General features: G+C 71.7%; 21 protein-coding genes. 2 read left to right on the plus strand and 19 right to left on the minus strand.

The features are described 5' to 3' along the window. Window positions 1–200: 200 nt before the first annotated feature. From ACQEUX_RS20130 to ACQEUX_RS20215, 18 genes are all read right to left on the minus strand, one after another. Entirely contained in the window at window positions 201–1,268 is a 1,068-nt protein-coding gene (locus ACQEUX_RS20130) for a polyprenyl synthetase family protein (protein WP_433050507.1), read from the minus strand. Further along, entirely contained in the window at window positions 1,265–2,686 is a 1,422-nt protein-coding gene (locus ACQEUX_RS20135) for an alkaline phosphatase family protein (RefSeq protein WP_433050510.1), read from the minus strand. The genes ACQEUX_RS20130 and ACQEUX_RS20135 overlap by 4 nt, the downstream gene beginning before the upstream one ends. Beyond that, window positions 2,683–3,882 (minus strand): metabolite traffic protein EboE, encoded by a 1,200-nt coding sequence (gene eboE, locus ACQEUX_RS20140; protein WP_433050513.1) that lies wholly within the window; start codon window positions 3,880–3,882, stop codon window positions 2,683–2,685. The genes ACQEUX_RS20135 and eboE overlap by 4 nt, the downstream gene beginning before the upstream one ends. Continuing rightward, window positions 3,882–4,736 carry a TatD family hydrolase gene (locus tag ACQEUX_RS20145; protein WP_433050516.1) on the minus strand — a complete coding sequence of 285 codons (855 nt, stop codon included), beginning with the start codon at window positions 4,734–4,736 and terminating at the stop codon, window positions 3,882–3,884. Before ACQEUX_RS20145 ends, eboE begins: the two co-directional genes overlap by 1 nt. After that, on the minus strand, window positions 4,737–5,345 hold the full coding sequence (locus ACQEUX_RS20150) for an EboA domain-containing protein (RefSeq protein ID WP_433050519.1): 609 nt from the start codon (window positions 5,343–5,345) through the stop codon (window positions 4,737–4,739). Window positions 5,346–5,404: 59 nt separating this feature from the next. Then, window positions 5,405–6,397, minus strand: a complete 993-nt coding sequence (locus ACQEUX_RS20155; protein WP_433050522.1) for a sugar phosphate isomerase/epimerase family protein — start codon at window positions 6,395–6,397, stop codon at window positions 5,405–5,407. Continuing rightward, on the minus strand, window positions 6,394–7,296 hold the full coding sequence (locus ACQEUX_RS20160; protein WP_433050525.1) for an SCO3242 family prenyltransferase: 903 nt from the start codon (window positions 7,294–7,296) through the stop codon (window positions 6,394–6,396). The genes ACQEUX_RS20155 and ACQEUX_RS20160 overlap by 4 nt, the downstream gene beginning before the upstream one ends. After that, window positions 7,280–8,446, minus strand: a complete 1,167-nt coding sequence (locus ACQEUX_RS20165; protein ID WP_433050528.1) for an inositol-3-phosphate synthase — start codon at window positions 8,444–8,446, stop codon at window positions 7,280–7,282. Before ACQEUX_RS20165 ends, ACQEUX_RS20160 begins: the two co-directional genes overlap by 17 nt. 625 nt (window positions 8,447–9,071) lie before the next feature. Next, entirely contained in the window at window positions 9,072–10,265 is a 1,194-nt protein-coding gene (locus ACQEUX_RS20170; protein ID WP_433056986.1) for a Gfo/Idh/MocA family protein, read from the minus strand. Between the two features lie 53 nt (window positions 10,266–10,318). Then, complete coding sequence (locus ACQEUX_RS20175; RefSeq protein ID WP_433050531.1) at window positions 10,319–11,371, minus strand: substrate-binding domain-containing protein; 1,053 nt, start codon at window positions 11,369–11,371, stop codon at window positions 10,319–10,321. Window positions 11,372–11,468: 97 nt separating this feature from the next. Then, complete coding sequence (locus tag ACQEUX_RS20180) at window positions 11,469–12,596, minus strand: ABC transporter permease (RefSeq protein WP_433050534.1); 1,128 nt, start codon at window positions 12,594–12,596, stop codon at window positions 11,469–11,471. Continuing rightward, window positions 12,593–14,101, minus strand: coding sequence for a sugar ABC transporter ATP-binding protein (locus ACQEUX_RS20185; RefSeq protein ID WP_433056988.1), 1,509 nt, complete (start codon window positions 14,099–14,101; stop codon window positions 12,593–12,595). The genes ACQEUX_RS20180 and ACQEUX_RS20185 overlap by 4 nt, the downstream gene beginning before the upstream one ends. A 133-nt stretch (window positions 14,102–14,234) precedes the next feature. Beyond that, window positions 14,235–15,413 carry an ROK family protein gene (locus ACQEUX_RS20190; RefSeq protein ID WP_433050537.1) on the minus strand — a complete coding sequence of 393 codons (1,179 nt, stop codon included), beginning with the start codon at window positions 15,411–15,413 and terminating at the stop codon, window positions 14,235–14,237. A gap of 261 nt (window positions 15,414–15,674) precedes the next feature. Further along, on the minus strand, window positions 15,675–16,697 hold the full coding sequence (locus ACQEUX_RS20195) for a YihY/virulence factor BrkB family protein (RefSeq protein ID WP_433050540.1): 1,023 nt from the start codon (window positions 16,695–16,697) through the stop codon (window positions 15,675–15,677). Window positions 16,698–16,760: 63 nt separating this feature from the next. After that, window positions 16,761–17,570 carry an ABC transporter permease gene (locus ACQEUX_RS20200; RefSeq protein WP_433050543.1) on the minus strand — a complete coding sequence of 270 codons (810 nt, stop codon included), beginning with the start codon at window positions 17,568–17,570 and terminating at the stop codon, window positions 16,761–16,763. 10 nt (window positions 17,571–17,580) lie between these two features. After that, complete coding sequence (locus tag ACQEUX_RS20205; RefSeq protein WP_433050546.1) at window positions 17,581–18,378, minus strand: ABC transporter permease; 798 nt, start codon at window positions 18,376–18,378, stop codon at window positions 17,581–17,583. 198 nt (window positions 18,379–18,576) lie between these two features. After that, the gene (locus tag ACQEUX_RS20210) at window positions 18,577–18,768 is read right to left on the minus strand and encodes a DUF397 domain-containing protein (protein WP_433050550.1); all 192 of its coding nucleotides are present in this window, start codon (window positions 18,766–18,768) and stop codon (window positions 18,577–18,579) included. After that, on the minus strand, window positions 18,759–19,562 hold the full coding sequence (locus tag ACQEUX_RS20215) for a helix-turn-helix domain-containing protein (protein WP_433050553.1): 804 nt from the start codon (window positions 19,560–19,562) through the stop codon (window positions 18,759–18,761). The genes ACQEUX_RS20210 and ACQEUX_RS20215 overlap by 10 nt, the downstream gene beginning before the upstream one ends. Before the next feature lie 206 nt (window positions 19,563–19,768). Here ACQEUX_RS20215 and ACQEUX_RS20220 point away from each other — a divergent pair, with 206 nt between their 5' ends. Beyond that, the gene (locus ACQEUX_RS20220) at window positions 19,769–19,975 is read left to right on the plus strand and encodes a hypothetical protein (RefSeq protein ID WP_433050556.1); all 207 of its coding nucleotides are present in this window, start codon (window positions 19,769–19,771) and stop codon (window positions 19,973–19,975) included. Next, complete coding sequence (locus tag ACQEUX_RS20225; protein WP_433050559.1) at window positions 19,975–20,211, plus strand: flavin reductase; 237 nt, start codon at window positions 19,975–19,977, stop codon at window positions 20,209–20,211. The genes ACQEUX_RS20220 and ACQEUX_RS20225 overlap by 1 nt, the downstream gene beginning before the upstream one ends. A 77-nt stretch (window positions 20,212–20,288) precedes the next feature. On the opposite strand, the gene ACQEUX_RS20230 is transcribed toward ACQEUX_RS20225, so the two are convergent. Beyond that, on the minus strand, window positions 20,289–21,221 hold the full coding sequence (locus ACQEUX_RS20230) for an ABC transporter ATP-binding protein (RefSeq protein ID WP_433050562.1): 933 nt from the start codon (window positions 21,219–21,221) through the stop codon (window positions 20,289–20,291). Window positions 21,222–21,288 lie beyond the last annotated feature (67 nt).

A 21,288-nucleotide genomic window follows, 5' to 3' on the forward strand; every position in this document is an offset into this window, starting at 1 on the left:
CTGACGAATGACTGCCAGGCCGGGCGCGCGCCGTCGCGCCGGATGCCGTAGCGGTGGTGGGTCGATGGGTTACCGCGCCGCCGGTTCACCTCGACGAAACATTGTGGTGTTGGTCACGACACTAAATTGCGAGTGTCAATGTGTCCATACCTTCCGGCGATCCAGCATCAACTTTTGTCGATCTGGCGAAAAGTCGCCGGTCAGGCGCGGCGGTCGATCGCCTGCGCGGCCAGCGCAACCAGCGCGGAGCGGGCCTCGTCGGCCACCATCGCGCTCTGCAACGCGGCCAGCGCCGCCTCGGTCCGCACCCGGATCATCTGCTCGATCCGCTCCCGGGCACCGGTCGCCTCGATGATCCCGCGCAGCTCCGCCGCGCCCTCGGCGTCCAACGCCGGGTTGCCGAACAGCTCCCGCAGCCGGGTGGTCTGCGGCCGATCGGCGGCGCTGCGGGCCAGCGCCATCATCACCGTGGGCTTGCCCTCACGCAGGTCGTCCAGGACCGACTTGCCGGTGACCGCCGGGTCCCCGAAGACACCCAGCACGTCGTCGCGGAGCTGGAACGCGTCGCCCAACGGATCACCGAACTCGCCCAACGCCTCGATCAGCTCCGGCCCCGCGCCGGCCAGAGCCGCGCCGATCTGCAACGGCCGGGTGACCGTGTACCGGGCGGCCTTCATCCGGATCACGGTGAGGGCGCTGGCCACCGAGCCGTCACCCACACCCGACACCAGGTCGAGGTACTCTCCCGCGATCACCTCGGTACGCATCAGCGCGAACACGCCGTACCCCCGGTGCACCTGCTCGGTGCTCAGCCCGCACTCGTGGAACATCTGGTCCGACCAGGCCGCGCAGAGGTCCCCGCAGAGCAGCGCGGTGTTGCGGCCGTACGCCTCCGGGTCGCCGCGCCACGACGAGCGGGCGTGCAGATCGGCGAAGAGCCGGTGCACCGACGGCTCACCCCGACGGCGGTCGCTGCCGTCCAGGATGTCGTCGTGGATCAGCGCGAACGCGTGGAACAACTCCAGGGCCGCCGCGGCCACCACGATCGGGGTGCCGTCGGCGGCCCCCGCCCCGCGCCAGCCCCAGTAGCAGAAGAGCGGGCGTAACCGTTTCCCACCGGCCAGCACGAACCGTTGCAGCGCGGTGAAAACCCCGCGCGGCGCGCCGTCCGGCCAGTCCGGGCCCTGCCGGTCGAGGAACCCGGCCAGCTCCGCGTCGAAGCGTGCCCGCAGCCCGCTCGTGTCGGTGGGCGCGACGGTGAGCGTCATGACCCCTCCCCCGGCCCAGCACCGTCCGTGCCGCCGGTGCTCAGCCCGGCCAGCTCCAACAGCAGCGCCTTGACCTCGGTGGCCGCGATCCGGTCCCGGGCGACGGTCGGGTCGGAGCAGAGCAGCACCGGGCCGTCCGCCGGGTCGTCCGGCAGCCGCCCGTGTGAGCCCCGCACCGCCCGCGCACCGGCGTCCAGGCCGACCGCGCTCATCAGGTAGCGCATACCGAGCTTCTTACGGGCCAGGGCCACCCCCGCCCTCCGCTTTGCCGCCCCGGGAGCGGCGGGATCGAAGAACAGCTCGGCGGGGTCATAACCTGGCTTCCGATGAATTTCCACGAGCCGGGCGAAGTCCGGCGCGCGGTCGTCGTCCAACCAGTAGTAGTAGGTGAACCAGGCGTCCGGCTCGGCCACCAACACCAGTTCGCCGGCGCGCGGATGGTCCAGCCCGTGCGCGGCCTTGCCGTCGGCGTCGAGCACCTCGGCCACCCCGGGCAGCCCGGCGCAGAGCTTCGCCACCGCCGGCACGTCGGCCGGGTCCCGTACGTAGACGTGGGCGATCTGGTGGTCGGCGACGGCGAACGCCTTCGACGTCCACGGGTCGAGGTATTCCATGCCGGCCTGGGTGTGCACCCGCAGCAACCCCTCGGCGCGCAGCAGGCGGTTGACGTCCACCGGCCGGGACACGTCGGTGATGCCGTACTCGGACAGCACCACCACGGTGGCGTCGCGAGCCCGGGCGGCGTCCAGCAGCGGCCCGAGCACCGCGTCCAGCTCGGCTGCCGCGGCCGCGGCCTGGGCCGACGACGGGCCGTACCGTTGCAGGTCGTAGTCCAGGTGCGGGACGTAGACCAGGGTCAGGTCGGGTGACACGTCGGCCAGGATCTGCTCGGCCGCCTGGCAGATCCACCGGGATGAGGGCAGCCCGGCCGTTGGCCCCCAGTAGGTGAACAGCGGGAAGGTGCCCAGCCGCCCGGTGAGCGCGTCGTGCAGCTCCGGTGGGTCGGTGTAGCAGTCCGGTTCCTTGCGCCCGTCGGCGTAGTACACGGGTCGTGGGGTGACCGTCCAGTCGACGTCCGCGCCCATCGCGTACCACCAGCAGACGTTGGCCACGGTGTAGCCGGGCTCGGCCCGACGGGCCGCCTGCCAGAGCTTCTCCCCGCCGACCAACGCGTTGTGCTGCCGCCACAGCAGCACCTCACCCAGCTCCCGGAAATACCACCCGTTGCCGACGATCCCGTGCCCGCTCGGCGGCTCGCCGGTGAGGAAGGTGGACTGCACCGAGCAGGTCACCGCGGGCAGCACCGTACCCAGCTCGGCTCGGAAGCCGCCGTCGGCGACCCCGCGCAGCCGGGGCATGTGCGCCAGCAGTCGGGGGGTCAGCCCGACCACGTCGAGCACCACCAGTCGCCGGCTCATCGCGTCACCCCCACGGTCATGGTTTGTTCCGTGGTCAGGCCCAGGCCGACCAGCTCGTCACGGGCGAAGGCCAGCTCGGCGGCGATGCCGACGGCCAGCTCCGCGTCGGTGCCGGGCCGCCGTGCGGCCGGCAGCACCCCCCAGGTGTACGTCTCCACGTCCAGGTGGTCGCAGCCGGCCGTGGGGCCGGTGAAGAGCGCCGCCAACGCGGCGCGCAGCACCGGGAGGGTGGAACCGAGAGGTTCCTCCGGTGGGGCGTGCAGAGGCACGTGGTAGTGCACCCGCCACGGGCCGGGCAGCGCCTGGTCCAGTGCCGCGTCCAGGTCGTCGGCCGCGTACGCCGGGTCGGCCGGGTCGGCCAGGCCGGCACAACCGGCGCCCCGGGTCTGGTGCAGGAAGCGTGGCTCCACCCAGCGGCGCAACGCGTCGGCACCGCCCTCCGGGTCGGCCGCCTCGACGGCGGCGGAGACCTGCACCTTCACCACGGGCAGCCCGGCCGCCCGCAGGCGTGCCAGTGCGTCGGCCGGCTCCTCCCAGGCACAGGCCAGGTGGGCCAGGTCGAGACAGACACCCAACCGTTCGGTGTCCACTCCGGACAGGAGCGCGGCTGCCTGGCTGGTGCTCTCCACGACGCAGCCGGGCTCCGGTTCGAAGCCGACCCGCACCTCGCGGCCAGTGTCCCGCTGGACCCCGGCCAGGCCGGCGGCGAGCTGGTCCAGCCGGCGCCGGGCCGCGTCGGCACGGTCGGTGTCCCACGGCTGCCGCCAGGCCAGCGGCAGGGTGGAGATCGAGCCCCGGGCGGCGTCGTCGGGCAGCAGGTCGGCAAGCACCCGGGCCAGGTTCAGCGTGTACGTCAGTCGCTGCTCGGTGGTCCAGTCGGGGTGGTACACGTCCTGCTTGACCACGGGCGCCTGAAAGGCCGCGTACGGGAAGCCGTTGAGGGTGACCACCTCCAGCCCGCGCGCGTCCAGCTCGGTGCGCAGCCGGCGGCGCAGCGCCGGGTCGGCGGCCAGCTCGGCCGCGACCGGGGCGGCCAGCCACAGGCCGAGCCCGAGCAGGTCGCCGCCGAGCGTCTCGCGGACCGGCACGGCGTAGGTGTCCAGTTGTTCGAGGATGCCGGCGAACTCCTCGGCGGGGTGCACGTTGGTGCAGTAGCCGAGGTGGACGGTGTCGCCGCCGGCGTGCCGCAGCCGCATCAGCTGCCGCCGCGCAGGATCGAGTTGCCGGTCTGCGGGTCCACGGCGGCGAGGTCCAGGTCGGTCAGGTCGAGGCGACCGGACTGCCCGTAGAACTCCACCGGGTTGCGCCACAGCACCCGGTCGACGTCGTCGTCGCTGAACCCGGCCAGCAGCATCGCCTCGCCGGTGGCCCGGGTCAGCAGTGGGTCCGAGCGTCCCCAGTCGGCTGCCGAGTTCACCAGCATCCGTTCCGTTCCGTACTCCCGCAGCAGCTCCACCATCCGCGACGGCGTCATCTTGGTGTCCGGGTAGATGGAGAAGCCCAGCCAGCAGCCGGTGTCCCGGACCAGCTTGACGGTCACCTCGTTGAGGTGGTCGACCACCACCCGACCCGGGCCGATACCCGATTCGGCGACCACGGCCAGGGTGCGCTCGACGCCGCGCGCCTTGTCCCGGTGCGGGGTGTGCACCAGCGCCGGCAGGTCGTGCGCCACGGCGAGGGCGAGTTGCGCGGCGAACGCCTCGTCCTCCTCCGGGGTCATCGAGTCGTAGCCGATCTCACCGACCGCCACCACCGCGTCCTTGTCCAGGTAGCGGGGCAGTAGGTCGAGGACCGGCCGGCAGCGCGGGTCGTTGGCCTCCTTGGGGTTCAGCGCCACGGTGGCGTGGTGTCGCACCCCGAACTGACCGGCCCGGAACGGCTCCCACCCGATCAGCGAGTCGAAGTAGTCGACGAACGAGGCGGAGCTGGTACGCGGCTGACCCATCCAGAACGCCGGCTCCACCACGGCGCGAACTCCGGCGGCGGCCATCCGTTCGTAGTCGTCGGTGGTGCGTGAGGTCATGTGGATGTGTGGGTCGAAGATGCGCATTCACGCCTCCCGGGGCAGTGCGGTGGTGAGCCGGTCGAGCAGGTCGGTGGCGTCGGCGGGCAACTCCCGGCCGGCCGCGTGCCGTTCGGCGGCCAGTGCGGCCAACATCGCGGCCAGTTCCCCGTCGGCCCGGGCGTCCAGGTCGGCGACGGCGGCGAGGGGAACGGCGCTGAACACGCACTTGAGCACCGCCTGCCGCCAGGCCGCCGGGTCGAGGTGCCGGGCGTACGGGCCGAGCGCGGCGGCGACCAACCGGGTGTCGTTGGTCCGGATCGCGTCGTGCAGCAGCGGCACCCCGGCGGCCCCGATCGGCAACAGCGGCAGAGCCCGCAGCACGGCTCGCCGTTCGGACGCGTCACCGTGCTGGTAGAGGCTGTCGGCGTACGCGGCGTGGTCGCCGGGCAGGGCGGTGAGCAGCAGGACCCGGGCCGCGTCGTCGGCGGTCCAGCCGGGGGCGTCGGGCAACGCGGCCCGGCCGCAGCGCCGGCCGGCGGCGGGAAAGAGCCGGGTGATCGCGGTGGGTTCGGCCGCGACCCGGCTCAGCGCCGTGTCCAGCCAATCGGGATCAGGTACGCCCCGCAGCGCGGCCCGTAGTGAATCCGGTGTCATCCCGTCTCCTCCCCTTGTGCTGCTCCGCAGGCACCCCAGGCGCGACCCTCTGCTCTGCTTCACTCCACGCGACGGCCACTGTCCGCAAATCGGACGGGCGCTGGTGCGTCCGTTGAAGCAGAGCAAAGGGCGCCCGGGGGCACCTCGTCCTCGGTGGTCCGCGGACCGGCCGCCGCGGTCGCGGCGGCGGCGCGCAGGAACTCGATCGACCGGGCGGCCACGGCGGGCGCGGCGTGCGAGTCCCGGGGCAACTCCACGGCGACCAGCCCGTGGTAGCCGGCGTCCGCCAGGGCCGTCAGCACCGGCGGGAAGTCGATCTCGCCGTCGCCGAATTCCAGGTGCTCGTGCACGCCCCGGCGCATGTCGTCGATCTGCACGTTGACCAGGTGCCCGGCCACCTCGGCGACGCACTGCGGCACCGGCCACGGCTCAAGGCAGCGGCAGTGCCCGATGTCGAGGGTGATGCCGAAGCGAGCCGGGTCACCGAGGGCGGCCCGCAGCCGACGCCAGTCGGCGATGTCCTGCACCAGCATCCCCGGCTCCGGCTCGAAGCCGAGGGTGACACCGGCGGTGTCGGCCGCGTCGACCACGCTGGCGCAGCCGGCCACCAGCCGGTCCCAGGCGCACTGCGGTGACACCGCCTCGGGCCGGACACCGGCCCAGAAGGAGACCGCCTCCGCGCCCAGGTCGGCGCCGATCCGGACGGCCCGGCGCAGGAACTCGATCCGTCTGGTCGGGTCGTCGTGCAACAGCGTCGGTGCGTGCTTGTGCCACGGGTCGAGCAGGTAACGGGCCCCGGTCTCGATCACCACCGTCAGACCCAGCGCGTTCAACCGTCGGCCGACGGCGGCGACGCGCCGCGTGAGCCCGGGCGCGAACGGGTCCAGATGGTCGTGGTCCAGGGTGAGCGCCACCCCGTCGTAGCCGAGATCGGCGAGTACGGCGAGCGCGTCGTCGAGACGGTGGTTGGCGAAGCCGTTGGTGCCGTACCCGAGGCGCAGCGTCGTGGCGTCGGCGGCCGGCGGAGCGGGTCGGGGGTGCGGAGCGGTCATGTCGGGGAGACCTTCCGGGCCAGCCGCCGACCCAGCGGCGCGGCAGCCGCGACGGCCAACCCGAGCAGGCCGGCCCCGCCACGGGCGGTGAGCGCCCCCTGCAGGGCGGGCAGCCCGGTGATCCCGGCGCCGACCGCGGCGCGAACCCTCCCGGCCGACGGGTCCCGGACAACCTCGGCCTGGGCCGCGCCATAGCGGGCGGCGTACCAGCCGGCCAGCAGGGCGGGCAACGCCGCGGCGGGACGGGCCCAGCGCGCCGGGACCGCACCCCCACTGGCCGGGTCGGCGCGCCGGGGCGCCGCGACGGCGGCACTGGCGGCGACCAGGGCGGTGCCGGCCAGCGTGCGCATCGGCAGCGTGGCATCGGCGCCGCTGACCTCCCGGCGGGACAGCGCGGTGACCGTCCAGGTGTGCGCGGCGACGGTCGCCGCCGCCGGTAACGCCCGGGTCAACCGACCGCCGGACGCGCCGAGCAGCACGTCCAGCCCTCGGCAGGCGGCCATCACGGCCGGCCCGGCGGCGGTGTTCTTGGCCAGCAGGTCGTACCCCCAGATGGTGGCGGCCAGCGGCACCGCGAGCACGGCGGCACGGCGACCGCCCACGGCGGCGGCCAGGCCCACGCCGGCGGCCGTGAGGCCGGCTGCGAGGCCGACCGCGGCGGCCGGGGTCACCCGCCCGCTGGGGATCGGCCGCTCGGGCCGCTCCTCGGCGTCCAGGCGACGGTCGGCCCAGTCGTTGGCGGCCATGCCGGCCCAGTAGAGCAGCACCGAGGCGCCGGCCAGGGCGGGCGTACGTGGGCTCAACGTGCCGGCCGCCGCCGCTCCGGCGATCACGTCACCGGGCACCGAGAGCGCGGCCGGCGCCCGGACCAGCTCGGCGAGGTCAGCCAGCGTGGCCATGGGCACCGTCCCGGCCGGCATGCAGTTGTCGGGTGAAGTCGGTCAGCTGGGCCCACTGCTCGCCCAGCGAGTGGGTTGGCGTGCCGAGCGGGTCCTTGAAGAAGAAGCCCAGCTCGGCCAGTGGGCCCACATGCCCGGCGGCGTGCGCGGCCGCGGTGAGCCGGGCCAGGTCGAGCACCAGCGGCGCGGCCAGCGCCGAGTCGCAACCGTGCCAGGTGAACTCCATCCGCATGCCGGTGCCGAGGAAACCGGCGAAGGTGATCAGATCCCAGGCGGTCTTGAAGTCGCCCAGCTCCTCGACGTACTCGATGCGGGTGCCGCCCTGCGGGACATAGCCCAGCGTCTCGCCGAGCACGCGCTGCTTGCTCTGCACCTTCGCCGCGTTGGCGGCCGGGTCGGCGAGGGTGGCGCCGTCGCCACCGCCGAGCAGGTTGACCCCGGACCAGGAGCGCACGGCCAGGTTGCGCATCGCGAACATCGGCGCGAGCACCGACTTGACCAGGGTCTCCCCGGTCTTGCCGTCGTGGCCGGCGTAGGGCAGCCGGGCCTCCTCGGCCAGCGCGGCCAGCGCCGGCAGCCGCAGCCCGGTGGACGGGGTGAAGTCGACGTACGGGCAGCCGGCCAGGAGTGCCGCATACCCGTAGAGGGAGCTGGTCGGCAACACCTCGTCCGGCCCGGCGAGGGCGGCGCGCAGGGCGGCCGGGTCGGCGTGCCCGGGGTGCGGTCGCGGGGCCGGCTCGGTAGCGGAGACGTTGACCACCACCACCCGGTCCAGCTCATGCCGCTCGCGGAAGCTGGTGAGGTCGCGGACCACGGAGGCGGCCCGATCGGCCTGGGTGGCGCCGACCGGTGCCGGGCGCAGCTCCTGCTCGACCGCGCCGAGCTCCTCGGGGAGCGCGGCGACCAGCCGCCAGGGCACGACACCGGCGTCGGCCAGCGCCTCGGCGCGCTTGTACAGAGGGGTGGTGGCCAGGTCGTGCCCGCCGAAGACCAGGTCGGCGAAGGCCGGCAGAGCGGGACCACGAAGCTCGGGTAGCTCGGTGACACAGCCGGTCGGCCCGGCCAGGCCGGCCCGCAGCGCGAGCCCTCCGACGATGCTGGTGGTCGCGACGGAACCGCGCGCTCCAACCAGCCAGACACCCGTTCGCATGGTGCTCCTTCCCCGTTCAGGAGGAACCGTCGGTACCGCTAAATATAGGAATATCAGAATATTCTTCGGAAAGATACGGCCAGGGTGGAGGGGGCCCCGCCCGCCCGCCCCGCTCCGGGAAGTCCCGGTTTCCGACGTCGGCGTCGGCGGCGACGACGCCGGACCGGTTCCCGGAGCGGGTGCGAGCAGACGGGGCTTGGTAGGCAGGGTCGGGTCGGCGTCTCGACCCTGCCTCCCCCGCATCCGACCAGCCGGGGCGTTGGCGTTGCCCCGACCGGGCGTCTCAGGCCGCCGCGCCCACCAGATCACCGACCGGAGCACGCCACGCCGAAGAACGGCGAGCGAACGCGGTACGGGTGGGGGCAGCGGCGGGCGGTTCCATCAGGTCCTCCGGATTTCCGGGGTGGTGGCGGTCCTCCGGTGCGGCCGGGGAATCCCGGTCCGGTCGCACCGGACGACCGTCCTGCTCGTGCGCCACCGGGCCGTACGGCCCGGCTGCACGCTCTCCGGTGCCGGCCTCGTCCCGTCCGCGGGGCGCAATCCGCGGTCGGTCCCTCGCCGGTCGGCTCCGGAAAGCCGGTTGGGCGATGACGGCACGAATACCGCCATCGCGGATGGTCAGTGGTCAGACAGCCGCCGCGGTCAGCGCCGGTTCCACCTCGGCCCAGGAGGAGCCGAGCTCCGCCGAACGGCTCACCGCGTCCAGCACCAACTGGACCTGCAACGCGTCGGCGAAGGAGGGAGCCGGGTCGACGCCGGTGGCGACCGCCTCGATGAAGTCGCGCATCTCGTGCGTGAACGAGTGCTCGTAGCCGATGATGTGGCCCGGAGGCCACCACGCCGACATGTACGGGTGCTCGCCCTCGGTCACCAGGATCCGGTTGAAACCCTGTTCCACGCTGGGCCGGGTGGCGTCGTAGAACTCCAGCTCGTTGAGGCGCTCCAGGTCGAAGACCACGCTGCCCAGCGAGCCGTTGATCTCGACACGCAGGGCGTTCTTACGCCCGGTGGCGAACCGGCTCGCCTCGTACGTGGCCAGGGCGCCACCGTCGAGCCGGGCCACGAAGACCGCGGCGTCGTCGACGGTGACCGGCCCGGTGGCCGCACCGTTGCCGTCGACGGAGCCGACGCCGTCCAACGTGGCCGCCAACCCGCTCGACCCGGCCGGCAACGGCCGCTCCTTAACGAAGGTCTCGGTGACCGCGCTGACCCCGCTGATCCGCTGGCCGGTGACGAACTGGGTCAGATCGATGATGTGCGCACCGATGTCACCGAGCGCGCCGGAGCCCGCCCTGTCCTTCTGCAACCGCCACACCAGCGGGAACTGCGGGTCCACGATCCAGTCCTGCAGGTACGTCGCACGGACGTGTCGAATCACCCCGAGCCGTCCGTCGGCGACCATCTGGCGCATCATCGTGACCGCGGGGACCCGGCGGTAGTTGAACCCGCACATCGACCGCACTCCGGCGGCCCGGGCGACGTCCGCCGCAGCGGTCATCGCCCGTGCCTCCGCCACCGTGTTGGCCAACGGCTTCTCGCACAGCACGTGCTTGCCGGCGGCCAACGCGGCGAGGGCGATCTCGGCGTGACTGTCGCCCGGGGTGCAGATGTCGACCACGTCGATGTCGTCCCGGTTGATCAGGTCACGCCAGTCCGTGGTGTACGCGTCCCAGCCGAGCCGGTCGGCGGCATCAGCCACCTTCCCGGTGTCCCGACCGCAGATCAACGCCATCCGGGCCCGCGCCGGCAGGTCGTACACGCGGTTCACGGTCCGCCACGCCTGTGAGTGCGCGGCGCCCATGAACGCGTAGCCGACCATGCCGACCCGCAGTTCTTTGTCTGTCGTGGACAAGGTGGGTCTCCCCCCGTATGTCAGAACCCGAGCTTGTCGTAGCTGCTCGCGTTCTCCTTGGTGATCGTCTCCGAGGCCAGGGTCACTTCCTTCGGAACCTGCAGCTCCGTCAGGTCGCCCAGGCCCCGACCCTGCGCGATGAGCCGCGCCAGCGAGACCGCCGACGAGGCCATCGACGGGTTGTAGGTGACCGTCGCCTTCAGCACGGTGTTGTCGGCCTTGATCGCGTCGATCGCGAGCTTCGAGCCGGCACCGCCGACCATGAAGAACTCGGACCGGTTGGCCTGCTTGATGGCGGCGAGCACACCGATGCCCTGGTCGTCGTCGTGGTTCCAGATCGCGTCGATCTTCCGCAGCGCCTGGAGCAGCTGGGCCGCCTCGCGCTGGCCGCTGTCCGAGGTGAACTCGGCCGAGCGGCGGTTGCTCACCTTGAAGCCGTAGGTGGCCAGGGCCGCCGCGAAGCCGGCGCTGCGCTCGACGGTCAGCGGGATCTCCAGACCGGCGATCTCACCGATCACCGGGTTGCTGACGCCCTTGTCCTTGAGCTGCTTGCCGATGAAGTGCCCGGCCGAGACACCCATGCCGTAGTTGTCGCCCTTGATGACCAGCCGCGAGGCCAGCGCGTCGGGGAAGGCCCGGTCGAGGTTCACGATCGGGATGCCCGCCTGCATCGCCTGGAGGGCAACGGCGTTGACCTCCTTGCCGTCGTGCGGCAGCACGACGATGATGTCCGGCTTCTGGGCGATCAGCGTGCCGAGCGTGGAGCGCTGGGCCTCGGAGTTCGACCCGCCGTCGACCTCCTTGAACTCCACGTCGGAGTAGGCCGCGGCCTGGGCCTTGGCGTTGGCGTGGATCGCGCCCATCCAGCCGTGGTCGGCCGCCGGGGCGGAGAAGCCGATGACGACCTTCTTGCCCGGAGCGTTGTTGCCTTCGCCGCCTCCGGCGGCCTTGGTCTGGGTGCTGGCAGCCGGGGTCTCGTTGCTGGTGCAGGCGGTCAGCAGGGTGGCGGCGCCGACTGCGGCTCCACCGAAGAGCAACCGGCGGCGCGACAGGTCGCGACTGTGCTGGGTCATGAACGACCTCCTGGGAGCGGGTTTTTATGGGTGAGGGTGTGCGAGGTCCGGCCACTGTCGAAGATCTCGACGTCGCCAGGGACAACGGTGCGGTGCGTCAGGTTGCGGTGGTGACCCTGTTCCGCGCGAGGAGCCGAGTGACGGACTTGTACTGGAACTGCTGGACCAGGACGGCGGCGACGATAATGCCGCCCTTGACCATGTTCTGTGCCTCGATGGAGAGGCCGTTGATGGCGAAGAGGTTCGTGATCGTGGCGAAGATGATGACGCCGAGCAGCGAGCCGACGATCGTGCCCCGCCCACCGCTGAGCAGCGTCCCGCCGATGATCGCGGCGGCGATCGCGTCCAGCTCGTACAGGTTGGCCATCGCCGCCTGCGCCGAGGTGGCCTGCGAGGTGAGCATGATGGCGGCGATGCCGCAGCAGAGACCGGAGAGCGCGTAGAGCAGCATGGTGTGCCGGCGGACGTTGATACCGGCCAGACGCGCCGCCTCCGGGTTGCCGCCGACGGCGATGGTCCGCCGGCCGAAGGTCGTCCGGTTGAGCAGGATCCATCCGGCCACCACCACCGCGCCGAGGATGTAGACGAGGATCGGGATCCCCAGCACCTTGCGGGCGGCGATGTCGTTGATGAAGGTGCTGCTCGACACCTGGGTCTGCTTGTTGGAGATCGACGCCGCGAGGCCGCGCGCGGCCACCAGCATCGCGAGGGTCGCGATGAACGGCACCAACCTGCCGTACGAGATGAGCACGCCGTTGACCAGGCCGACGCAGATGCCGACCACGAGAGCCGTGAAGATCATGCCGCCGGCGCCGTAGCTCTGGGTGGCCACCGTGGTGCACCAGACACCGGCCAGCGCGACGATCGCCCCGACCGACAGGTCGATCCCGCCGCCGATGATCACAAAGGTCATGCCGACCGTGACCACGCCGACGACCGAGGCGAGTTGCAGGATCGCCAGCACGTTGTTCCAGACCCAGTTCGGGTCGCCGTAGAGGTCCGGCTTGGTGATGGCGCCGACCACGATGAGCGTGGCCAGCACACCGATCAGGCCGAGGTTGCGCTTCGCTCCGTCGCCGCCGTCACCTCGCCACCAGGAGAGCCGACCTGCGCCCGCTGCTTTGTCGGTGGCCACCGCCGTCTCCGCCGGGTCCACCGGCGGCGACTGCGCCGGAAGCTGCGGGCGCTCCGGTGTCGCGGTGGGAGTGGGAGTCGCGTCGCTCATGCCGGTGCGCCTTCCATCAAGGACCCCGCCATCACGAGGTCGAGCACAGTGTTCTCGTCGAGTTCGCCGGCCGCGGCCTCGCGGACGACCCGCCCTTCCCGCATCACCAACACCCGGTCGGCCAGGCCAAGCACCTCGGGCACCTCGCTGGAGACCAGCAGCACTCCGACGCCCTGGGCGGCCAACGACCGGATGACCTGGTACAACTCAGCCCGGGCACCCACGTCCACGCCCCTGGTGGGCTCGTCGAGCAGCAGCAACTTGGTGCCGCCGAGCAGCCACCGCCCGACCACCACCTTCTGCTGGTTGCCGCCGGAGAGCGTGCGTACCGGCCGATTGACGTCCCGGGGCCGCAGCTCCAGGCTCTCGGCGATCCGATCCGCCTCGGCCCGTTCCTTGGCCGCGTCGGTGAAGCCGAGCCGCGCGTACCGGCTGAAGGTGGCCAGCGTGACGTTGCGGTAGATCGGCTCACCGAGCAGCAGCGCCTGACTCTTGCGTTCCTCCGGAGCCATCCCCATACCGGCCCGCACCGCCGCGCCGACGCCGGGACGCAACACCCGACCGTCCATCCGGACCGAGCCGGCCTCCGCGAGACGGGCGCCGTAGATGGTCTCCAGCAGCTCGGAGCGGCCGGACCCGACCAGACCGGCGATGCCGACGATCTCCCCAGCCCGCACGTTCAGCGAAACGTCGGCGAACTCGCCGGTGCGGGTCAGCCCCTTCACCTGGAGCAGATCGGCTCCGACGGAGTCGTCGGTCGGCCGGTCCGGGAAGACGTACTCGATGGTGCGGCCGGTCATCCGGCTGACCAGGTCGCGGGTCGGGGTTTCGCGCGCCGGCAGGTTCGCCGCCGTGGTCCGGCCGTCCTTGAGTACGGTGACCCGGTCGCCGATCTCGCGGATCTCCTCCAGGCGGTGGGAGATGTAGATGACGGCGATGCCCTGCGCGGTGAGCTCCCGGATAATCCGGAACAGGTTGCCGACCTCGTCGTGGGCCAACACCGCGCTCGGCTCGTCCATGATGATCAGTCGAGCCTCGTGCGACAGCGCCCGGGCCATGCTGACGATCTGCTTACCGGCGGCCGGCAGCGACCGGACCATCCGCCCGGGCGGGATCTCACCGTGGCCGAGCCGGCTGAGGATCTGCCGGGTGTGCCGGGCCATCGTGCCGCGCCGGACGAACCCGAAACTGCGGTGCTCGTGGCCGAGGAAGGCGTTCTCCGCCACCGACAGATCCTCGACGAGGTCGAGCTCCTGGTAGATGGTGGCGATGCCGGCCTTCATGGCGGCCTGCGGGTTGGCGAAGCTGGCCGGCTCGCCGCGCCACTCCACCTGCCCGGAATCCGGTTGGTGCACCCCGGAGAGCACCTTGATCAGGGTGGACTTGCCGGCACCGTTCTGCCCGAGCAGGCAGTGCACCTCGCCGGCACGCACCTCCAGCTGCACGCCGTCCAGCGCGCGTACCCCGGGGAACGTCTTGACCAGATCGGTGAGGCGCAGGACCACCTCGCCCACGACGGTGTCGGCGGGAGCCTCGACCAGCGGCGCCTCGGCGACGGCCTCGGCCGACGCGGTGGCGGGGTCATCCTCGGGCAGAGCCACAGTCTCCTCCTCGCTCACGACGGGATCTCGGTCAACCTCATGAGGCCTCCCCGAAGGCGACGTCACTGGCGAGCACGGCTGCGCCGGTGACACCGGCACGGCCGCCGAGCTCGGACAGCACGACGGGCAGGTTGCCGGTGGCCAGCGGCAGCGACCGGCGGTAGACCACGCTGCGAATCTCGGCGAGCAGGATGTGCCCGAGCTGGGCCAGCCCGCCGCCGATCACGATCATCGACGGGTTGGTGAAACTGACCAGGCCGGCGAGCACCCCGCCGACCCGCCGTCCGCCGTCGCGGATCAGCTGGATGCAGGTCACGTCCCCCTCGACGGCGCCCTCGGCGACGTCCAGTGCGGTCACCACACCCCGCAGGGCCATCCGCTCGGTCAGCGCCGGCGACACCCCGCTGCGCGCGGCGGCGGTGGCTTCCTTGGCCAGCGCGGCGCCGCTGAACAGCGCCTCCAGGCAGCCGACGTTGCCGCAGGAACACATCGGCCCGTGCGAGTCGACCTGGATGTGGCCGATGTCGCCAGCGCAGCCGTCGGTGCCCCGGTAGACCTCGCCGGTGAGGTAGATGCCGCACCCGATGCCGGTGCCGATCTTGATGAAGAGGAAGTCGTCCACCGAGTGAGCGACCCCGCCGTGCCGCTCGCCGATCGCCATGATGTTGACGTCGTTGTCGACCACCGCCGGGCAGCCGTGCTCCCGGCTGAGCAGCTCGCGCACCGGGAACCGGTCCCAGCCGGGCATGATCGGGGGCGAGACCGGCACACCGTCGCGGAAGCTGACCGGCCCCGGTACGCCGATGCCCACGGCGTCCAACCGCTCGTACGCGCCGTCGACGCGGGCCTTGTGCAGCAGCTCGTTGACCCGTTGCAGGGTCACCTTCGGCCCGTTGCGGATGTCGGCGGACTCGGCGTAGTGGGCCACCGGTTCGAGACGACCGTTGACGACCTCGACGTCCATCGAGCTGGCACCCAGGTCGACGGCGGCGAAGCGCAGCTTCGGGTTCAGCTCGACCAGCGTGGAGCGACGCCCACCCCGGGAGGCGGCGAGCCCGGCCTCGGCGACGTAACCCAGCGCGACCAGCCGATCCAGCTCGGCCAACAGGCGTGGCCGCGGCATCTGGAGTCGGTCGCCCAACTCGGCCCGGGACACGGCCCCCTCGTCGCGGAGCAACCGCAACAGTCGAACGTGCAGGGGGTCGACGGTCCGCACCGGGGAGTCACCTCTTCATTGGCCTCGTTCACATCGACGCAATGGCGATGTGTTGTGTCCGACACAGTAGGAGCGTTCCGCACCGCGTGTCCAGAGCTTCAACCGTTCTGAGACCAACTTTTGTCCGAAAGAACAAAAGCTACTAGTCGATCAAGAAAAGGATCACGGGCCGCCCGCGTCCGCTCGCCCCGAGTGCCATCGACGAACATGGAACCGCCCCGCCAGCTGGTCTCCCGTGGCGGGGCGGATGGTGCGGGTCCGTCAGCGGCGGCCTGCGGAGTTCCGCTTCTTCCGGAGCTTGCGGTCGTCGCGCAGCTCGACGTACGGCTCGTCGTCGACCGGGTGGCCGGCCGAGATGGCCCGGCCGCGCTCCAGCTCCGCGTCGAACTCGGCACCCAGCAGGATCGCGATGTTGCTCAACCAGAGCCACACCAAAAAGATGATCACGCCGGCCAACGCCCCGTACGTCTTGTTGTACGCGCCGAAGTTGCTCACGTAGAGGGCGAACAGACCCGAGATCACCAGCCAGATCACCACGGCCAGCACGCCGCCGGGGCTGACCCAGCGGAAACCGCCGTGCCGGGCGTTCGGCGAGGCCCAGTAGAGGATCGCGAACATCAGGCTGACCATTATCAGTAGCACCGGCCACTTGGCGACGTCCCACACCGCGACGGCCGTCGAACCGAGGCCGATCGCGTCGCCGACCAACTCGGCGAGGCGGCCGGTGAAGACCACGATCACCGCGCTGGCCAGCAGCAGCACCCCGATCACCGCGGTCACGCCCAGCCGGATCGGCAGCGTCTTCCAGACCGGCCGCCCCTCCGGCACGTCGTAGATCGTGTTCGAGGCGCGCATGAACGCCCCGATGTAACCGGACGCGGACCAGAACGCGGCCACCAGACCGATGATCGCCGCCAGGCTGGCCAGGCCGTCGTTCTGCTGCGCGGTGTCGATCGCGTCAGTGATGATCTTTTGGATGTTCCCCTCCGGCACCGCCTGGTCGACGGTGTCCCGGACGCCCTGGGTGGCGCTCTCGCCCAGCAGGCCAAGGAGGGAGATCAACACCAGCAGGCCGGGGAAGATGGACAGCACTCCGTAGTAGGTCAGCGCCGCCGCCCAGTCGATCAGGCTGTCGTCCCGGAATTCGCTGATCGTCCGGCGCAGCGCTGCCTTCCAGCCGCTGCCGGGCAGATCGGTGGGGCTGTCCGGCCCCGCGTCGGGCCCGACCGGCGCGCTGGCGGGATCACGCTCGCCCCGGTGGGCGGAAGACTCGTCCGAGGCCATCGCCCCTCCTCCTCATCGGCTGTGTCGCCCCCGACATGCCCCGTGGACGCCCGCCGGTAACCCCTACCGGTAGAGCAACCTGCCCATCCGGCGTGCGGCCACCAGCAGGCCGACCGCCACCATCACCAGCAGATAGAGCACGTCGAGCAGCCAGCCCCAGCCGTCGGCGCCCAGGGCGACACCGCGGATCAGGTGCACCGACCGGTACAGCGGGGTGACCTCGATCAGCCAGTGCAGCAGGGTCGGATAGGCCTGCGCCGGCACGAACGTGCCGGAGAAGAGGAAGAGGGTGAACTGCGCCGAGCCCATCAGGTCGAAATCCTGCCAGCTGCGCATGAAGGTGGAGATCGCCATGCCGAGCGCCCCGAAGGCGAACCCGACCAGCACCGCGGCCGGGAGGGCGGTCAGCGCACGGGTGACGCTGGTCAGATCCAGCGCGACCATCACACCGAGGAACGCGGCCGAGTAGGCGCTGCCCCGCAGCATCGCCCAACCCAGCTCACCGAGGGCGATCTCGAACGGCCGTACCGGGGTGGCGATCATCCCGTCGTACAGCTTCATGTACTTCATCTTGCCGAAGAAGTTGAAGGTGGTCTCCGCGAGCGCCCCGGTCATCGCCGAGGAGGCGAGCATCGCCGGAGCGACGAACTCGGCGTACGTGACCAGCCGCCCGTCGGGCAGCGGCAGGTCGCCGACCAGCGTCCCGACGCCCACCCCGATGGAGAGCAGATAGAGCAGCGGCTCCACGAAGCCGGAGAGCAGCAGCAGCCAGTAGACCGACTTGAGCGCCGCGACGTTGCGCTCGACCACCGACGCCGACCGCCGGGACGCGGCGGAGACGTCGACCAGCCGGGGCAGGATCAGCGTGACCACGACAGCCTCCCTAGACGACGAGCTTGCGACGGAACGCGCGCAGCGCCAGCAGCCAGCCGGCGACCGCCCAGGCGGCCAGGTAGACCAGGTGCCCCGCGATCGACCACTGTGGGGCGACGCCGAGCGTGGCCGCGCGGCACAGGTCGACGGCGTGCCACAGCGGCGTCACGTACGCCAACCAGCGCAGCGCCTCGGGCAGGGACTCGACCGGGAAGAACACCCCGGCGAAGAGCGTCATCGGGATGACCGCGAACCGGAAGAGCATCGCGAGCCAACTGTCGGTGGACACCGAGGCGGTGTACGCGAAGGTCGGCGCGGCGACGGCCAGCCCGAGCAACGCCACCACCGGCAGGGCGGCCACCGCCCACGGCGACCGCAACGCCCCGAACAGCCCGGTGACCAGCAGGAACGCCGCGATCGTGGTGAGCACCCGGAACAGCACGAAGGCCAGGTGGCCAGCCACGATGTCGCCCACCCGCAACGGCGACGCGCTCTGCGCGAAGTAGGTCTTGACCCACTGGAAGTTGCTGAACACCGGCCAGGTCGAGTCGCCGACGGTCACCTGGAGCGCGGTCGAGGCGATCAGCCCCGGGACCAGCCAGTCGAGGTAACGCACCCCGCCGACGCCCTGGTCGATGTAGGCGCCGACGCCCAGCCCGAAGCCGAGCACGGTCAGCACCGGCAGCAGGAACGAGGAGAACACCCCGGCCCGCCAGGTGCGTCGCAGGCCCACCAGGTAGTGCTCGAAGACCGCGTACGCCGGCACCCACGGCACGCGCGCCGATCCCGCCACATTCACCACCACCACCCCCGTCCCGACCTTCCTACCCCTGAGGTACGACAGGCCGCGGTCACCCTAGGGCGACCCCGTCAACGTGTCGCCCGGGTTTCGGCCCGATGATCGACACGGCTTTCAGGATGTCGGGGTGTCAAAACCACCGCGACACCCCGACTTCCCGGAAGCCGAGTGGATCGAGGGGCGGATCGGCAACGCCGTGGCCGCCAGCTACCGGCGAACGGCGTCGGACCCGACGAACGCGCGCCAGGCGTCGGGCGCGAAGGCCAGCACCGGACCGGTCGGGTCCTTGGAGTCGCGGACGGCCACCAGCCCGGGAAGGTTGTCGGCAACCTCCACACAGTTACCGCCGCTGCCGTTGCTGCGGGTGCTCTTGCGCCACCGGGCGCCGGTCAGCTCCATGTCTCCGCCACTTCCGCGATCAGGTCGAGGGACTGCTGCTGCGATAGTGCCTCACCCCGGATCGACTCCCACACCTCGACCATCTGCCGCACGTACTCGGCCCGGTCGATCACCTGCCCGTGGCGCTGCCCGTCCAGGTAGACGACATCCTCACCGGTGGATGCGGTGGCGATCACGAAGGGACCATCGAGCCCAGCGTACGCACCGGCGCTGAGCGGCACGACCTGGATTCGGACCCGGGGCAGGGCCGAGCCGAGCTTCACCAGGTGGCGCAACTGCTCGCGCATCACCTCCGGGCCGCCGACGTGGCGGCGCAGCGCGTACTCGTCGACGACCAGGCTGAGCAGCGGCGGTCGGTCCCGGGTGAGCACGCCCTGCCGGTCGAGCCGGGCGGTCACCTGCTGCTCGACCTCGTCCGCCGCGAACAGCCCGGCGCCGGCCAGGATGGCGCGGGCGTACCCCTCGGTCTGCACCAGGCCGGGCACGTAGAGCGGCTCGAACGAGCGCAGTGCCGTGGTCTCCTGTTCGATGCCGGCCCAGTCGCGGAACCACGGCACCACGGCCTCCCGGCTGATCCGCCGCTGGATGCGTTCGAACCGACCGTCGGCGGCGAGCACGGCGTCACACCGACGCGCGAAGTCCAGACTCGGCCGGCGCTCGGAGGTCTCCACCTTGGCGACCAGCGCCCCCGAGTAGCTCAACGCCTCGGCCAGCGCCGCCTGTGACATGCCACTGGCGGCCCGGGCCAGCCGCAACTCCTCCGCGAAGTGCTCCAGCATGGACGAACTCTCCACGGACAGCCTCCGTACATCCTCGTACCGTGCCGGACCGGTCGCCGTACGCGCTGGTCGTCGGCGCGCGGAACCTCCCACCGTAGTCGGCTCCTCAGCAGACTGTCACGCAGCGGGACCGCTCACGGGATCGGACGGCGGGCGGAACCAGGCCGGGAGCGCCCCGTGACCATCCGGGGCGCTCCAACCCACCCGATGGAGGTTCCCTCGTGCGACTCAGGTTCTGGCGGTGCCGCCCCCCGACCCCACCCGCGGCGCTCCCCCGGCGTACGCCCACCGAGCACCCGACCTGGGCGACCGCCCCCACCGAGGTCTTCCCGACCGACGGGCCGGGCAGCCCGGGCCGACTGACCCGGGCGCAGCAGTGGCGGGCGAACGGAGGCCGCCGGTGGGCTCAGGACCGGGATGGGCGCTGATGCCCCGCTACCAGCCACACGTGGCGGCGCGCCCGTCCTGGCGCTGCCGGGTCTGCGGCGCCGCGTGGCCCTGCTCCCCCGCCCGTCTGGCGCTGCTGGGTGAGTACCGCGAGAACCGGTTGGGCCTGCTCATCTACCTCGCCGCGCTGCTCGACGAGGCGGCCGGGGACATCGCCGGCCAGACTGGAAGCGACCGGCTGACCGACCGTTTCCTCACCTGGGCCAGAGCCCGATGAGCGGTGATCGTTGGCAGTTCAGCGGTGCGACACGCCGGAGACGTTGTGGCTGAACTGCCAACGATCACCAAGGGCAGTCAGTCGACCAGGGTGCGGCCGGTCAGGTGCAGGAAGACGTCCTCCAGGCCGCTGCGCCGCACCAGCACGTTGGCCGGGTTGAGGCCCAGCGCGGAGACCTCGGCGACCGCCGCGTCGCCGTCGGGCACGTAGAGCAGAACCCGGTCGGGCAGCACCTCGACGCGCTCCCCCAGCCCGTCGAGCTTGCCGGCGAACGGCTCCTGCGACTCGGCGGCGAAGCGCAACTCGACCACCTCGCGGGTGGAGTGCTGCTCGATGAGCGCCCGGGGTGAGCCCTCGGCGACGATCCGCCCGCCGTCCATCACCACCAGCCGGTCGCAGAGCTGCTCGGCCTCGTCCATGTAGTGCGTGGTGAGCACCAGCGTCACGCCCTGCTGCTTGAGCCGGAACAACCGCTCCCACACCAGGTGCCGGGCCTGCGGGTCGAGCCCGGTGGTCGGCTCGTCGAGCAGCACGATCTCCGGCTCGTTGACCAGCGCGCGGGCGATGGTCAGCCGGCGCTTCATCCCGCCGGAGAGCGGCTCGACCTTGCTGTCGGCGCGCTCGGTGAGCTGGACGAAGTCGAGCAGCTCGTCGGCGCGCTGGCGGGCAGCCCGGCGGGCGATGCCGAAGTAGCGGGCGTAGACGGTCAGGTTCTCCCGGACGGTCAGCTCCGGGTCGAGATTGTCCAACTGTGGGCACACGCCGAGTCGGGCCCGGATCGCCGGCCCGTCGCGGACCGGATCCAGGTCGAGGATGCGCAGCTCACCCCCGCTGGGTGGGGAGGTGCAGCCGACCATCCGCATGGTGGAGGACTTGCCGGCGCCGTTGGGCCCGAGGAAGCCGAACGCCTCACCCGAGCGCACCTCGACGTCGATGCCGTCGACGGCGGTGAAGTCGCCGAACCGCTTCACCAGCCCCCGAGCCTGAATGAGTGGTCGCCCCGAGGTCACCGCCCGACCCTAACCGGAGGGTCCGACAGCCCTCCACGCAAATACGCGCAGACGGCGGGACCGCGTG

This window comes from Micromonospora sp. CA-259024 (assembly GCF_050936255.1).
In the GTDB taxonomy this organism is placed as follows: domain Bacteria; phylum Actinomycetota; class Actinomycetes; order Mycobacteriales; family Micromonosporaceae; genus Micromonospora.

Coding starts and splice junctions, on each gene's coding strand:
- ACQEUX_RS20130 (WP_433050507.1), bottom strand. CDS start 1,268: ATGACGCTCACCGTCGCGCCCACCGACACGAGCGGGCTGCGGGCACGC.
- ACQEUX_RS20135 (WP_433050510.1), bottom strand. CDS start 2,686: ATGAGCCGGCGACTGGTGGTGCTCGACGTGGTCGGGCTGACCCCCCGA.
- eboE (WP_433050513.1), bottom strand. CDS start 3,882: ATGCGGCTGCGGCACGCCGGCGGCGACACCGTCCACCTCGGCTACTGC.
- ACQEUX_RS20145 (WP_433050516.1), bottom strand. CDS start 4,736: ATGCGCATCTTCGACCCACACATCCACATGACCTCACGCACCACCGAC.
- ACQEUX_RS20150 (WP_433050519.1), bottom strand. CDS start 5,345: ATGACACCGGATTCACTACGGGCCGCGCTGCGGGGCGTACCTGATCCC.
- ACQEUX_RS20155 (WP_433050522.1), bottom strand. CDS start 6,397: ATGACCGCTCCGCACCCCCGACCCGCTCCGCCGGCCGCCGACGCCACG.
- ACQEUX_RS20160 (WP_433050525.1), bottom strand. CDS start 7,296: ATGGCCACGCTGGCTGACCTCGCCGAGCTGGTCCGGGCGCCGGCCGCG.
- ACQEUX_RS20165 (WP_433050528.1), bottom strand. CDS start 8,446: ATGCGAACGGGTGTCTGGCTGGTTGGAGCGCGCGGTTCCGTCGCGACC.
- ACQEUX_RS20170 (WP_433056986.1), bottom strand. CDS start 10,265: ATGGTCGGCTACGCGTTCATGGGCGCCGCGCACTCACAGGCGTGGCGG.
- ACQEUX_RS20175 (WP_433050531.1), bottom strand. CDS start 11,371: ATGACCCAGCACAGTCGCGACCTGTCGCGCCGCCGGTTGCTCTTCGGT.
- ACQEUX_RS20180 (WP_433050534.1), bottom strand. CDS start 12,596: ATGAGCGACGCGACTCCCACTCCCACCGCGACACCGGAGCGCCCGCAG.
- ACQEUX_RS20195 (WP_433050540.1), bottom strand. CDS start 16,697: ATGGCCTCGGACGAGTCTTCCGCCCACCGGGGCGAGCGTGATCCCGCC.
- ACQEUX_RS20210 (WP_433050550.1), bottom strand. CDS start 18,768: ATGGAGCTGACCGGCGCCCGGTGGCGCAAGAGCACCCGCAGCAACGGC.
- ACQEUX_RS20225 (WP_433050559.1), top strand. CDS start 19,975: ATGCCCCGCTACCAGCCACACGTGGCGGCGCGCCCGTCCTGGCGCTGC.